Raw genomic sequence first — 13571 nt, forward strand, 5'->3', positions numbered from 1 at the left:
GGCGGGGGGTGAGAAAGTGGGGTGGGTTTGGGGGTCGGCGAGTGTTTCTATAGTCGGGGCCCGTCGCTATTCGAGACACGATCGTGCAACAGTCCGGCGAGTGCGTCGCGGTGGATTGGAAAAATGTCGGGGATGACAAGGTCAGTCATCGATCGACCGTATGCGCAGCGGCGAACGCGAACGCCGCTTGGAACGCCTGCCGTGGTGGTCGGCCGCCACGACACAACGCTGATTCCTGCGACCTCGCTCCACGGGACGAATTGCGCACGAGTCAATTCACGCAGGGTGATCCCGCTGTCGTCCACCGTCAGGGCGTAACGGGCCGGAATGATCAGGCTGATGAGACCGAAGGCGAACACGCAGAACGCGATCAGCATGGCGCTACCGGGAAAAGGCATGCTTAGCCCATCTTTAGCACTAAAACGATCATAATTTGCAACCAAAGCGCATAACATATTGATATTGTATACTTTATGTTTTGCTTTTATTTGTAGTGCCATAATATTATTGATGATCCCTTGACCCCCCACGGCACCAGCCTCATGTCTCGGCAATGTTTATCCGCAAAACAAAAACCCGGAATAAGTCCGATAACGAAACATACTTCACCTATCGCCTCGTCGCCTCCGAGCGCATCGGTAAGCAGGTCCGCCAGATCACCCTGCTCAACCTTGGCCGCCAGTTCGACCTGCCACAGAGCGACTGGCAGGCCCTGTGCGCCAGGATAGACGCCTTGCTTGCCGGACAGGTCGGTATGCTCGCAGAACCCGAGATCATCGAGACCTTGGCTCAACGATATGCCGCCCGTCTTATTGCGGCCCAGCCAGGGGCAGCCCGATCGGATGCTGGACACCAAGCTCCACCGACCCCGTCGACCGCCGTTCAGGCATCCTTATTCCCATCACCTGCCGCGCCATCTGCAGTTTACGCCGAGGTCGACATCGCCTCGCTGCAACTCATCCGGCCCCGGTCGGTCGGGGTCGAAGCGGTCGGCCTTGCAGCGATGAACTGGTTGGGAATCGATCAGATTCTCCGCGATCTCGATTTCAATGGTGTCCAGCGAGCCGCGGTGGTCGGCAGCCTCATAGGTCGCATGGCAGCGCCGGGCAGCGAACTCGCAACCTGGCGCTGGCTGCGCGAGCGCAGTGCCCTCGGCGAACTGCTGGACGTGGACTTCGAAGCCATGCCGTTGATCCGTCTGTATCGGACCTCCGACCTTCTTGTGCGACACCGTGACAAGATCGAGACCGCACTGTTCAGCCGGATCCAGGATTTGTTTGGACTGCCGGTTACCGTCACCCTCTACGATCTGACCAACACGTATTTCGAAGGTACCGCCAGCGGTAACGCCAAGGCTGCTCGCGGTCGATCAAAGGAGAAGCGAACCGACTGCCCTCTGGTTACCCTCGGCCTGGTCCTCGATGGCAGCGGCTTCGTGCGCCGCTCAAAGATGTTCGCCGGCAATGTCGGTGAAGCCACGACCCTTGAGGAGATGCTCGACGGCCTCACCGCTCCCAAGGGGGCGCTGGTCATCATGGATGCCGGCATCGCGACCGCAGCCAACGTCGCTTGGCTCATAAAACACGGATACCGTTACCTGGTGGTCAGCCGCGAACGCACCCGCCAGTTCGATCCGGATCAGGCGATCAGCACGCTGACCGCGTCGAACGAGACGGTCCAATTGCAACGTGTGCTGAGCGAGGATGGCACGGAGGTTCGGCTCTATTGCCATTCCGAGGGGCGCAAGACCAAGGAGACCGCAATCACTGATCGGTTCATCACCCGGTTCGAGGCCGGTCTCACCACGCTCGTCGACGGACTGGCAAAACCCCACGGACAGAAAAACCTGGCTGATATCCAGCGACGCATCGGCCGATTGATAGAGAAGAGCAGCGGCATCGGGCAACACTACGAGATCATCGTGACTCCCGATGAGACCGGAACCAAGGCCGCGTCGATCACCTGGGTCAAGGTTCCACTCGAGGGTTCAATGCTGACACATCCCGGGGTCTATTGTCTGCGCAGCAATGAAACCACCTGGGACGCCGCCACCTTGTGGCACACCTACACCATGTTGACCGATCTGGAGGCGGTGTTCCGCGGTCTCAAATCGGAACTCGGCCTCCGACCGGTGTTCCATCACAAAGCGGACCGCACCGAAGGGCATCTGTTCATCACCGTGCTGGCCTATCAACTGGTCCAGGCAATCCGGCATAAACTGAAAGCGGCAGGGGAGCCCCTGTCATGGACCCGATTGCGCGAAATCATCTCGGTGCAGCAACGGATCACCGCAACCTTCCAGCAGCGCGACGGTCGCACCCTGCATGTCCGCAAGGCCACAGTCGCCGAACCAGCCTTGCGCCGGATTTATGATGCGTTGGCACTCAATGCCTCGCCAAGAGGGATCCAGAAACTCACCGTCTGATCCCCTTTGGATATGTTTGTAGTGCCACTCGGATTTTTTTAAGAGTGTAAGATGCTGATATTATGTGGTTTATTCGAGGCACTGCTAAATATGGGTTAGAACGACGATCGCAAGCATGGCGATGCTTCCGACCAGCGGAATGATCATAAGGAGGCGTGTGGGGGACGGGCGAAGAGTAGTAACACCAATGACACGCTCCAACCTTTGAATAAAATTCCATGTAGGAGCTCAGGAATCCCCCCATTTTCCATAGGTCCAGGTATTGCGCCGATTCGCTGCGATTCTCTACCAAGCGTTGGAATGCATGGATGAGGGTGGATCATGGGAATTGCAGCATCGAAAAAGCGTGATGGTGGGCGGTTGAAGGACATCCGCGCATTCATTGACGAGTTGTATGCCCACGATCTCCACGCCAAACGCGTTGACTCCCTGTCTGCTGCGACACTGGGCGTGATGACCGGCGCGTCGCTCGCCGTCGCGATGATCGGTCAGGCGTTGGCACAGGCGCGCGGGCTGGTGACCAAGCACGCGATCAAGCAGGTTGATCGCATGCTCAGTAACGAGAGTATCGACGTCTGGGAAAGCTTCGCCCGTTGGGTACCGCATCTGGTGGGTTCGCAGACCGACATCGTCGTTGCCATGGACTGGACGGATTTCGACGGCGACGATCAGGCAACGTTGGCGCTCAACCTGGTGAGCAAGCATGGCCGGGCGATGCCTCTGTTGTGGCTGTCGATGTGGAAAGAGGAATTGAAAGATCAGCGCAACGCCATCGAGGATACTTGCCTGCGCCGCCTGTCGGAGGTTGTCCCGCCCGGCTGCCGCGTGACCATCCTGGCCGACCGCGGCTTCGGTGACCACAAGCTGTTCGCGTATCTTACGGAGCTTGGCTTTGCCTATATCATTCGCTTCCGCGGCAACATCCATGTCACCGATGCCGCAGGCGAGACGCGAACCGCGGCGGACTGGGTCGGCAAATCGGGCCGGGCGCGCAAACTGCGTGGTGCGCGCGTCACCGCCTCGCACGCCTATCAGGTCGGTGCCGTGGTGTGCGTACATGCGCGTGACATGAAGGAGCCGTGGTGCCTGGCGAGCAGTGACGCCGTGGCGTCTGCAGGGACATTGATCAAGCAATATTCCCGGCGCTGGACGATCGAACCCAGCTTCAGGGACGTCAAGGATTTGCGTTTTGGGATGGGGATGGCTGAGATCCGCATCGCCGAACCAGAGCGGCGCGATCGGCTGCTGCTCATCAGCGCGTTTGCGATGGCGCTGCTGACCATGCTCGGGACGGCAGGCGAGAGCCTGGGAATGGATCGACAGCTCAAGTCCAACACTTCGAAGACCCGCTCACACTCGTTGTTCCGTCAGGGGTGCATGCTCTATGAATTGATCCCGAACATGCCGAAGCACCGGCTACTGCCCCTGATGCGGCGGTTCACGGAAATGCTGCGCAGCAGCGGCATATTCGGCAATTCCATGCCGGCTACGTAATGAGGGGATGAGTGAGCCTGCACGCCCCACTTATTTTGGGCGACGTTTCGGGCGTGTCGAATGCCCGAAAAGGATAGCGTCCAATTGGCGGAGGTCATATCTGTCTGCCGTCTCGCCAAATATAACTTTTTGAACCGATACCCTGCCTGCGAAAATGTGCACTGTTCATATGGATAGTCAAAAACGACAGAAAATAATGACCTTTGATTTCTGAAGTTCATAGGCACTAACAGAGGGCGAATTTGTGGTTCAAGCATTCGACTTCTTTGGAATACGATTCCATATGGCAACGTATCGTGGACAAAATGACCAAAGTTATGGTTCGCAGGAAACGAATCAACCCACAGTACCGGATATTCTATATTTGTAACCATTCACACCCCCCCTTTCTTGCCTCGAATGAAGCGTTAGCCAACGGCCGGTAAAATGTCGAAAGGCTGGGCTTGCTTTTCCACCCGAACCGGACTCTACGATTCTGATGCCCCGTCAGAGAATCCCCGGCCTGAAAGACATTAAACGTACTGATTTATCTGCGATGTCGCGCGTCGAGCTTGAAGAACTGACCTGGGATTTACATGAATTGGCGCGAGCGCTGGCAAACCATGCCGGCGAGGATTCAACAACCAGTTCCCGTCCGCCTTCCAGCGACAATCCCTACCGGCGTAACACCAAGAGCGGGCAAAGTTCTGAGCGCTCCGACCGGGACGACAAAACCGATGGGGGTGGTGGTTCCGCGCCGGGCGGCAACGCTTCCGCCGGCAACCCTGGACCCAAGCCGGCCGGCAAACGGCCAGGGACGAAAGGGTTTTGGCGCCGGTTGCCGATTATAGTCAGCGGTGAACTCCTGCATGCGCCGACAGCGTGCGACGCATGCCGTGCAGTTTTCGGATCTTCCACCGTCTCGCAAAGCCGCCAAGTCAGCGCTCATCTGAGCTTTGAACTCACCCGCGGCGACATGAGCCTTCATGTCGCAGCCACGAAACATTGCTATCTGGCGATACGCTGCGACTGTGGCCACGAGACCATCGCACGCCCCGCAACCGGACTGTGCTCACATGTCGAGGGGCGCCGGCGCGACCTGCTGATGAGCGAGCGCTGCCTGGTTGGCCCGATGCTCGCCACCTTCATCGCGGCGCTGTCGCTGCGTTTCCGCCTCTCGCGCGTCAAGATCGCTGAATTCCTGGCTGACTGGCTGGGCGTTGAGCTCGGGATTGCCACCATCGAACGCTGCATTCACGAATTCGGTCTGGCGAGCGAACCCGTGGTCGAGCAATTGATCGAAGATGTGCGTGCGGCTGACATCGTCCATCTCGACGAAACCCCGTGGTATCAAAAGGCAAGTCTGCTGTGGCTCTGGGTTGCGGTGACGGCAACCACGATCGTCTATCGGATCGGCAGCCGCAAGCACTGCGAATTGGCCGCGCTGATCGGCGAGGCCTTTCTGGGTTGGCTCGTCACCGACGGTTACGGTGCCTATCGCGATCATCCACGCCGCCAGAGATGTCTGGCGCACCTGATCCGTAAGGCCCGCGCGCTGGCAGAGGGGCATTACGGCGCGGGATCAGGCTTCGGCAGCGATCTGGTCCGCGATCTGCGCCGCCTGATCGAGCGCGTGCATGACGGCGACGACCCCGCCGCCATCAAGCGCCTGACCGCGAGCATCAAATGGAACTGTCAATGCAATCGCCATGAGATCGATGCGAAAGTTCGCGGGCTGGCAGGTGAAATCCTCAATGACTGGGACGCAGTGGTCGCCTTCGTCGCCGATCGGGATTTACCGCCCACCAACAATGATGCCGAACGTGCGCTCCGCCACGCGGTGATCTCGAGGCGCATCAGCTTTGGCACGCGATCCGATGAAGGGAGCCGGTTCTATGCCGCCGCGCTCAGCGTCATTGACACCTGCCGCAAGCGTGGCACTGATCCATGGGCCTATGCCTGCGCCCTCATCACCGCCGCACGAGCTAACAATCTGCTGCCCACAATCCCTGCCCAGGTAGCGGTCTGACCCGGGGGGTGTGAACGGTTACCTATATTTCCAGTTTCCCTAATACATTCTTCATATATATCAATTGTTTTATCTGCCTTGTTGTAGATTCCGGGGAGCCACGGGACGTCTTTCCAGTCCGGCGGCATGTAATGAATTGTATCTGAAATCCAGTTATCTTTCCAAATTACACCACCGCGATCAACTATAATTGCATTATCTAGAATTATTAAATCATCGCCTGTGTCATTCAGTATTAATCCGTCCGACTCAATTTGAGCGGCGAGCACTCTCGACCTTGGAATATATGTTAAATCCGGATGGCTTTTCAATTCGTCGAAGGTCTTGTGGTGAAAGATCATACGGACTCTACTGGAATTGTTATTTTCTCTACCAGGTTCGACATCATGCTCAATATACGATCTCTAGGAATTCGGATTTTTGGGATTACTTCCATTAAAATTTTTATTCCAATGCCCGCTTTAATTGCATGATCATGATTTTTTCGGAGAACATCTTTTCGATCAACTTGGCAGCCAGGACCAACATTTTTTCGTTCCATTCCTCATCGGTGAGAAGTCGCGAAAGTTTTTCCGCGAAGTCTTTGGGGGATCGGGCGATCAGCCAAGTCAGGTCGCCTTCGATGGGGAGGCCTTCGGCGGCGATTTCGGACATCAGGCAGGGGAGGCCGTGGGCGAAGGATCGAGGACTTTGCCTTTGACGCCGGCGCCGTAGCGGAGGGGGGCGATGGTGCAGCGGAGGTGGTTCAGGGCGTCCGCCAGGATCGGGACGTGGCCGCGGACATCGATGCCGGCGCTGTGGAGCTGGGCGATTTCGGGCGGCATGTTGCTGCCGATGATGGTGAAGCGCTGGGATTCGGGCTGCGGGAGGGCGGGCATGATGGTTTCGACGAAGTATTTCACCGCATCGACGTTGGGGGGGTGGCGGAAGCCGCCGACGAAGCCGTAGCCGGTGCGTTCGGCGAAGGGGATTTTGGTGGGGCGGAGGGGGACGGCCCAGGCGACGGTTTCGATATGGGTATCGGGCAGGAGGGGGCGGAGGAGTTCGGCTTCGGCCGAGGAGTGGACGATGACGCCATAGACCTCCTGCGCCAGTTGATCGACCTGCGGGGTCGCCGCCGGAGCCGGCGCGAGGTAGGAGTGAATGAACGGATAACCCCAATCCGGTGTCGAGTTCCACAGATCCGTCACGGTCGGCGCGTTGTTGAAGGTGAAGCCGTAGATCAGCGAACGGTTGAACAGATGCGCCGAGCGGGCGAGGCGGATATCGGTGTTGTCCCAGTGCCATGATTTGCTGACATTGTCGTAGGTGACCTGGATGAAGGCGCCGATGCCGAGAGCGGCATCGATCGCGCCGCCGTAATAGAGGCTCGATTGCTGCGCCGCGACCCAGGCGTCGTTGGATTTATAGCCGGGGCGCAGGCCGCCCGCGATCTTGTCGTGCAACTGGGTGAAGCCGGTCTGCGACATCAGGGCGAAATTCTTCCAGGTCGGGAAGGTGCCGCCGGTGATGTAGCCCTGGAGCTTGAACATCCGTCCATAGGGTGTGAGTTGCGGAAACCCGATATGGCAGGCCGAGCAATGCATGCCGGTCTGCGCCGCGAAAGCGGGGATGGCATGGGCGGTGCCGGAATATCCGGTCGCGGCAGCGATCAGGGCAGCCCCGATCATCCGGCGATTGAGCCGTTGCGTTTGCGACATTTTGGAACCCCATGGGAAAATTGACGTCGCGCTGTCCTACGCGGCATCACCGGCGGGGTCGTTGATCCAGATCAATTGCGATGTTCAAATCCGAGGGCCGCAGCCGCACGGGCCACGCACAGCTCGAACACATCGAGCGCATCGAACGCCCGGTCGCGGCCATCGCCGGGGATCACGATCGGGCACAGGCCGCCATACACCACGGCACCCACGACCATCAGATTATCCGCGAGGCCGAAACTTTCATGCATCAGGCCGGTTGCCGGATCGGGGACGAACGCGGACTGCGCCCGGCTGCGGTCGGCGAACGGGGTCGCGCTGTTGGAGTAGCCGAAGATTTTTCTGCCGCGCCCGAGGAACCAGCCGAGTTCGACCAGCGTGCCGGCATCGGCCGAGGCGCCACGGAACGGGGTGAGGTTGGCGATGACGATGTCGCTCGCGGCCATCATCGCGATATCCTTGTGGAAAATCGCGCGCCAGGCTTCATCCTCGGTCATCGCGGCGGTGCTGGCATCATCGAGCGGGGCGAGCCCGGTGATGCCGTAGCGCGCCGCGATCGCGATTTTCCGTGCCGCGTGTTCCGCCGCATCGGGCAGGAACACGTCGGGGCCGGCGAGATACGCCGTGATCGCGCGATCAGAAGGCAGAGTCTTCGAACTCCATCATGGTCGCCGAACCGGACTGGATCGCGGCGAGCAGCGCGCCGGTCTGGGGCAGCAGGCGCTGCATGAAGAATTTCGCGGTCTGCACCTTGGCTCGGTAGAATTGCGCATCCTCGCCCTCCGCTTTGGGAGCGGCGATCGCGACCATCCGCGCCCAGACGAAAGCAAGCGCGGTGAGGCCGAACAAACGGAGGTAATCGACCGAGGCCGCACCGATTTCATCGTGGTTGGACATGGCGTTTTCCATGATGTAGCCGGTCGCGACCTGAACGTGCTCCAGCGCCTGCTGCAACGGCGGCAGGAATTCGGCCAGCGCCTCGTTGTCCTCATGCGCCTCGATGAATTCCAGCACCGGATCGAGGAAGCGGGTGAGCAGCCGCCCGCCATCCTGCGGCAGTTTGCGCCCGACGAGATCGAGCGCCTGAATGCCGTTGGTGCCCTCGTAGAGCATCGAAATCCGGGCATCGCGGACATATTGCTCGATGCCGTGATCGCGGATGTAGCCGTGGCCGCCATAGGTCTGCACCGCGAGCGAGGCGATTTCGAAGCCGAGATCGGTGAACATCGCCTTGACGATCGGGGTCATCAGCGAGGCGAAATCGTCGGCCGCCTGCCGCGCATCCTCATCGGTCGATTTGGCGAGGATTTCGAGCTCGCGCGCAACCCAGCCGGCCAAGGCGCGGCAACCCTCGATATAGGCGCGCATGGTCAGCAGCATGCGCCGGACATCGGGGTGGACCATGATCGGGTCGGCCTGCTTGTCGGCGGCCTTGACGCCGGTGAGCGAGCGGCCCTGAATGCGGTCGCGCGCGTAGGCAACCGCATTCTGATAGGCGGTTTCAGCCACACCGAGCCCCTGGATGCCGACCGAGAGGCGTTCGGTGTTCATCATCACGAACATCGCCCGCATCCCCTTATGGGGTTCGCCGACCAGCCAGCCCTTGGCGCCATCGAAGCTCATGGCGCAGGTCGCGGACGCCTTGATGCCCATTTTATGCTCGATCGCGGTGCATTGCGCCCCGTTGCGCGGCCCAAGCGAGCCATCCTCGCGCAGCAGGAATTTCGGCACCACGAACATCGAGATCCCCTTCACCCCCGCCGGTGCATCCGGCAGGCGGGCGAGGACGAGGTGGATGATGTTTTCGGTCAGATCGTGCTCGCCGGCGCTGATGAAGATCTTGTTGCCGGTGATGCTGTACGAGCCATCGTCGTTCGGCACCGCGCGGGTGCGCAGCATGCCGAGATCGGTGCCGCAATGCGGTTCGGTCAGGCACATGGTGCCGGACCATTTGCCGCTCACGAGGTTGGGCAGATACATCTGCTTCTGCTCCGCGCTGCCGGCATGTTTGAGCGCCAGATAGGCACCATGGGTCAGGCCGGGATAGAGACCGAAGGCGACATTCGCCGAGCAGAGCATTTCCTCGACCATCATCGCCGCCGGGATCGGCAGGCCCTGACCGCCATATTCCGGGTCCGCCCCCATTGCGGTCCAGCCGCCCTCGCAGAACGCCTTGTAGGCATCCTTGAAGCCGGCGGGCGTGCGGACCACACCGTTTTCGTAGGTGCAACCTTCGAGATCGCCGGACTGGTTGAGCGGGAACAGCACGCCTTCGGAGAATTTCGCGGCTTCCTCCAGCACGCTGTCGATCAGTTCGGGGGTGAACTCCTCATTGCCGTGCAGCGCCGTGACCTCGTTGCTGTCGAACAGCTGGTGCAGCACGAAGCGCATATCCTCAAGCGGGGCTTTATAGACGGGCATGGTGGTCTCCGTTCGGTTCGATCAATTACGCAAAGGCTTGCCGGTTTCGAGCGTGTGCCTGATCCGTGCCTGAGATTCCTTGGTGCGGAACAGCGCCATGAACGCCGCGCGCTCCAGCGCCATGACATCGGCCTCGCTCACCGGATCGATGATATCGACATCCCCGCCGGTCAGCACCCGGGCGAGATGGGTGGACACCGTCACGTCATGCGCGGTGGCCAGACCTTTTTTGCGATACTCCGCCACCGCCATGCCGAGCCCGACCCGACCACTTTCGCCCGGCAGTTGCAGAACGGCGGGCGCGGGCGGCTGATAGCCCTGGACCATCGCCAGCGCGCGGGCTTTGGCATCGGCCAGCACCCGCATCCGGTTCATCGTGATGCCGTCATCGGGTTTCAGGAATTTCAGATCCTTCGCCTCCGCCGCCGAGGTCGAAACCTTGGCAGTGGAGACCATCTCGAACACTTTGGCGACCGCCGGCATCGGCCCTTTCGGCGCGTCCTTCGGGGTCTGCCAGCGCGCGAGCATGGTGGTGCAGCCGCCCCAGCCCGGCACCAGCCCGACGCCGCATTCCACCAGCCCGATATAGGTCTCGGCATGGGCCTGAACCGCAGAGCAGTGCAGCAGAATTTCGCAGCCGCCGCCCAGCGCGCGTCCCGCCGGGGCGCCGATCACCGGGAAGGGCGCGTAGCGCAGGGATTGGTAGGTCTTCTGACCGTCCTTGATCGTGCCTTCGATTTTCCCCCACATCCGCAGATTGGCAGCGAATTGCGCAAGGCCGAGATTGGCCCCGACCGAGAAATTCTCCCGGCCCGGCGCGGCGCGCAGATTTTCGGTATAGATCACCAGCGCCTTGTAACTCTTGCTGACCAGAGCAATGGTTTTGTCGAGCAGGGACAGAATGTCGCCGTCGAGCGAATTCATGATCGAGTGGAACTCGAAGCACAGGACACCCTCGCCGATATCCCAGACCGAGGCCGATTTATTGCCCAGCACCGGCTTCGCGCCGCGCTTGATATCTTCGAGCAGCAGCACGCCCGCGGGCCGCCCGACCGGGCGATAACGTCCCGCGCTGTCGAATTGCTGCAAGCCGCCATCGACGGTTTTGTAAAATGTCCCGTTGCCCAGCTTCGCGAGGATCGGCGGCACCGCGATGCCGAGCGCAGCCAGATTTTCGGCCACCCAGGCGGCCCCGAGCCGGTCGATCAATTCGAACGGGCCGTATTTCCAGGTATAGCCGAGGCGCATCGCCTCATCGACATCGCTGATGTCATCGGCAATCTCCGGCACCAGCGATGCGGCATAAGCCAGCACCCGGCCCAGCACGCCCCACGCATACCGACCGGCAATGCTCCTGGCGCCGACGAGTTTTTTCAGATCCTTTTTGGCGTCCTTCACTTCGGCGAGATCGGATTTCACGGTCGCGCGCCATTCCAGCCGGCCCGCCGCCGCTGCCTTGAGCGAGAGGGTCTCGCGCAGCGCATCCGCCCCGCGCCCGCTGCGGCGATAGAACCCGCCTTTGCCTTTCCGCCCGGTATAGCCTTGATCGATCATCATGCCGATCATGGGCATGTCGCGATTGATCGCGTGGAACGCATCGCCCTCCGGCAGCAACCGCGCGAGCGATGCATTGACATGCGGGCCGAGATCGATCCCGACCAGATCCATCAACCCGAACACGCCGGTCGAGGGAAACCCCATCGGCTTGCCCATGATCGCATCGGCATCCTCGATTTCGAGACCCATCTCGACCGCGAGCACCAGCGCGGTCTGGATCCAGTAGGTCCCGATCCGGTTGGCGATGAAACCCGGCGTGTCGCGGCAGGCAATCACCGACTTGCCCAGCATCACATCGCAGAATTGCGTGATCCGGCCTGCGGTTTCCGGGTTCGTCGCCGGGCCGGTCACCAGTTCGAGCAGCCGCATGTAGCGCGGCGGGTTGAAGAAATGGGTGATCACGAAATCCGGCCGCAGGCTCTCCGGCATCGCGCCCATCAGCTCGGCGAGCGGGATCGTCGAGGTGTTCGACGAAACCACCGAACCCGGCTTGCGGATTTCGGCCAGCCGCGCATAGAGCGCCTGCTTGACATCGAGCCGCTCGATCACCGCCTCGACGATCCAGTCGCAATCCGCGAGCCTGTCGAAATCATCCTCGGTATTGCCCGGCGTGATCAGCCGTGCCGCCCTCGGCGACATCAGAGGCGCCGGCTGCATCTTCTTCAACCGCTCGATCGCGCCTCTGGCGATCGCATTGCGATCCGCGCTGCCCGGCCTGACGATGTCGAGCAGCATGACCTTCACCCCGGCATTGGCGACATGGGCGGCGATCGCCGCCCCCATCACCCCCGCGCCGATCACCGCGACCGATCTGATTTCGGACATCACACCGCCTCCAGCACCGTGGCGATCCCCTGCCCGCCGCCGATGCACTGGGTCGCCAGCGCGTAACGCCCGCCCTCGCGCTGGAGCAACTGCGCCGCCTTGCCGGTGATGCGCGCGCCGGTCGCGCCGAGCGGATGGCCGAGGGCGATCGCCCCGCCATCGAGATTGACCCTGGCCCCGTCGAGGTCGAGCTCGCGCATGCAGGCGAGCGCCTGGGATGCGAACGCCTCGTTCAGCTCGACTACATCGATATCCTTCGCCGAAATCCCGGCCCGCGCCATTGCCTTGCGCGAGGCCGCCACCGGGCCGATGCCCATGATATCCGGCGCGCACCCGGCGACCGCGACCGAGGCGATCCGCGCGGTGATGGCAAGCCCGTGCGCGCGGGCATAATCCTCGGAACACACCAGCACCGCCGAAGCGCCATCGGTGAGCGGCGAGGAGGTTCCGGCGGTGACGGTGCCATTGGCATCGAATGCCGGTTTCAGCCCGGCGAGCCCTTCGCGCGAGGCATCGTGGCGGATGCATTCATCTTGCGTCGCGTTCGCGTTGCCCAGCGTGATCGGCACAATCTCACCGGACAACCGCCCGTCCTTCTGCGCGGCGGCGGCCTTCAGGTGGCTCGCGAGTGCGAATTCCTCCTGCGCGTCGCGGGTGATCTGCCAGCGCTGGGCGACGTTTTCGGCGGTATCGCCCATGCCCATGTAGGCGGCGGGGTTTTTGGCATACAAAGCGGGCGAGGGCATCGGGTTGTAGCCGCCCATCGGCACCCGCGTCATGCTCTCAACCCCGAGCGCCACGAACGCCTCGCCGGCCCCCATCGCGATCGCGCCCGCCGCCATATGGATCGCATACATCGAGGAACCGCAGAACCGGTTGACCGTGGCACCCGCCACCGTGATCGGCAGGTCGGCCAGCAGCGCGATCAGCCGCGCGACGTTCAGCCCCTGCTCGGCCTCGGGGAAGGCGCAACCGACGATGATGTCCTCGATGTCCGCCGGGTTCACCCCGGTGCGCGCGATCAGCGCCCGCAAGACTTCCGCCGCCATCTCGTCGGGGCGCACCCGGGTCAGCCCGCCTTTGCGGGCGGGAGCGAACGGGGACCGGGCATAGCCGGCAATCACAGCGTTGGTCATGAGGG

Annotated in this window: 10 protein-coding genes; 3 read left to right on the forward strand and 7 right to left on the reverse strand. The window is 61.4% G+C overall.

Features of this window, described 5'->3' with window-relative positions:
• Nucleotides 1-47: 47 nt before the first annotated feature.
• The gene (locus SIL87_RS16100) at nucleotides 48-530 is read right to left on the reverse strand and encodes a PH domain-containing protein (protein WP_319615148.1); all 483 of its coding nucleotides are present in this window, start codon (nucleotides 528-530) and stop codon (nucleotides 48-50) included.
• Nucleotides 531-553: 23 nt separating this feature from the next.
• Here SIL87_RS16100 and SIL87_RS16105 point away from each other — a divergent pair, with 23 nt between their 5' ends.
• From SIL87_RS16105 to tnpC, 3 genes are all read left to right on the forward strand, one after another.
• Nucleotides 554-2425: an IS1634 family transposase gene (locus SIL87_RS16105; RefSeq protein WP_319612784.1), complete on the forward strand. Its 1872-nt coding sequence runs from the start codon at nucleotides 554-556 to the stop codon at nucleotides 2423-2425.
• 321 nt (nucleotides 2426-2746) lie between these two features.
• Nucleotides 2747-3919, forward strand: a complete 1173-nt coding sequence (locus SIL87_RS16110; protein ID WP_319612376.1) for an IS4 family transposase — start codon at nucleotides 2747-2749, stop codon at nucleotides 3917-3919.
• A gap of 955 nt (nucleotides 3920-4874) precedes the next feature.
• On the forward strand, nucleotides 4875-5927 hold the full coding sequence (tnpC, locus tag SIL87_RS16115) for an IS66 family transposase (RefSeq protein ID WP_319613188.1): 1053 nt from the start codon (nucleotides 4875-4877) through the stop codon (nucleotides 5925-5927).
• A gap of 444 nt (nucleotides 5928-6371) precedes the next feature.
• Here the strand turns inward: tnpC and SIL87_RS16120 are convergent, their stop codons facing one another.
• From SIL87_RS16120 to SIL87_RS16145, 6 genes are all read right to left on the reverse strand, one after another.
• Nucleotides 6372-6581, reverse strand: coding sequence for a hypothetical protein (locus SIL87_RS16120; protein WP_319615149.1), 210 nt, complete (start codon nucleotides 6579-6581; stop codon nucleotides 6372-6374).
• Nucleotides 6581-7627: a glycosyltransferase family 4 protein gene (locus SIL87_RS16125; RefSeq protein ID WP_319615150.1), complete on the reverse strand. Its 1047-nt coding sequence runs from the start codon at nucleotides 7625-7627 to the stop codon at nucleotides 6581-6583. Before SIL87_RS16125 ends, SIL87_RS16120 begins: the two co-directional genes overlap by 1 nt.
• Before the next feature lie 71 nt (nucleotides 7628-7698).
• Nucleotides 7699-8274, reverse strand: a complete 576-nt coding sequence (locus SIL87_RS16130) for a nucleoside 2-deoxyribosyltransferase (RefSeq protein WP_319616000.1) — start codon at nucleotides 8272-8274, stop codon at nucleotides 7699-7701.
• Nucleotides 8264-10048, reverse strand: coding sequence for an acyl-CoA dehydrogenase C-terminal domain-containing protein (locus tag SIL87_RS16135; RefSeq protein ID WP_319615151.1), 1785 nt, complete (start codon nucleotides 10046-10048; stop codon nucleotides 8264-8266). Before SIL87_RS16135 ends, SIL87_RS16130 begins: the two co-directional genes overlap by 11 nt.
• A 21-nt stretch (nucleotides 10049-10069) precedes the next feature.
• On the reverse strand, nucleotides 10070-12430 hold the full coding sequence (locus SIL87_RS16140) for a 3-hydroxyacyl-CoA dehydrogenase/enoyl-CoA hydratase family protein (RefSeq protein ID WP_319615152.1): 2361 nt from the start codon (nucleotides 12428-12430) through the stop codon (nucleotides 10070-10072).
• A complete protein-coding gene (locus tag SIL87_RS16145) occupies nucleotides 12430-13566 on the reverse strand; it encodes a thiolase family protein (RefSeq protein WP_319615153.1) in 1137 nt (378 codons plus the stop codon). Before SIL87_RS16145 ends, SIL87_RS16140 begins: the two co-directional genes overlap by 1 nt.
• Nucleotides 13567-13571: the final 5 nt, after the last annotated feature.

This window comes from Acidiphilium acidophilum (assembly GCF_033842475.1).
GTDB classification, from domain to species: Bacteria; Pseudomonadota; Alphaproteobacteria; order Acetobacterales; family Acetobacteraceae; genus Acidiphilium; species Acidiphilium acidophilum.

What these genes read in the sequence shown, in the direction of transcription:
- SIL87_RS16105 (WP_319612784.1), top strand. Translation starts at nt 554, where the DNA reads ATGTTTATCCGCAAAACAAAAACCCGGAATAAGTCCGATAACGAAACA.
- SIL87_RS16110 (WP_319612376.1), top strand. Translation starts at nt 2,747, where the DNA reads ATGGGAATTGCAGCATCGAAAAAGCGTGATGGTGGGCGGTTGAAGGAC.
- tnpC (WP_319613188.1), top strand. Translation starts at nt 4,875, where the DNA reads ATGAGCCTTCATGTCGCAGCCACGAAACATTGCTATCTGGCGATACGC.
- SIL87_RS16120 (WP_319615149.1), bottom strand. Translation starts at nt 6,581, where the DNA reads ATGTCCGAAATCGCCGCCGAAGGCCTCCCCATCGAAGGCGACCTGACT.
- SIL87_RS16125 (WP_319615150.1), bottom strand. Translation starts at nt 7,627, where the DNA reads ATGTCGCAAACGCAACGGCTCAATCGCCGGATGATCGGGGCTGCCCTG.
- SIL87_RS16135 (WP_319615151.1), bottom strand. Translation starts at nt 10,048, where the DNA reads ATGCCCGTCTATAAAGCCCCGCTTGAGGATATGCGCTTCGTGCTGCAC.
- SIL87_RS16140 (WP_319615152.1), bottom strand. Translation starts at nt 12,430, where the DNA reads ATGTCCGAAATCAGATCGGTCGCGGTGATCGGCGCGGGGGTGATGGGG.
- SIL87_RS16145 (WP_319615153.1), bottom strand. Translation starts at nt 13,566, where the DNA reads ATGACCAACGCTGTGATTGCCGGCTATGCCCGGTCCCCGTTCGCTCCC.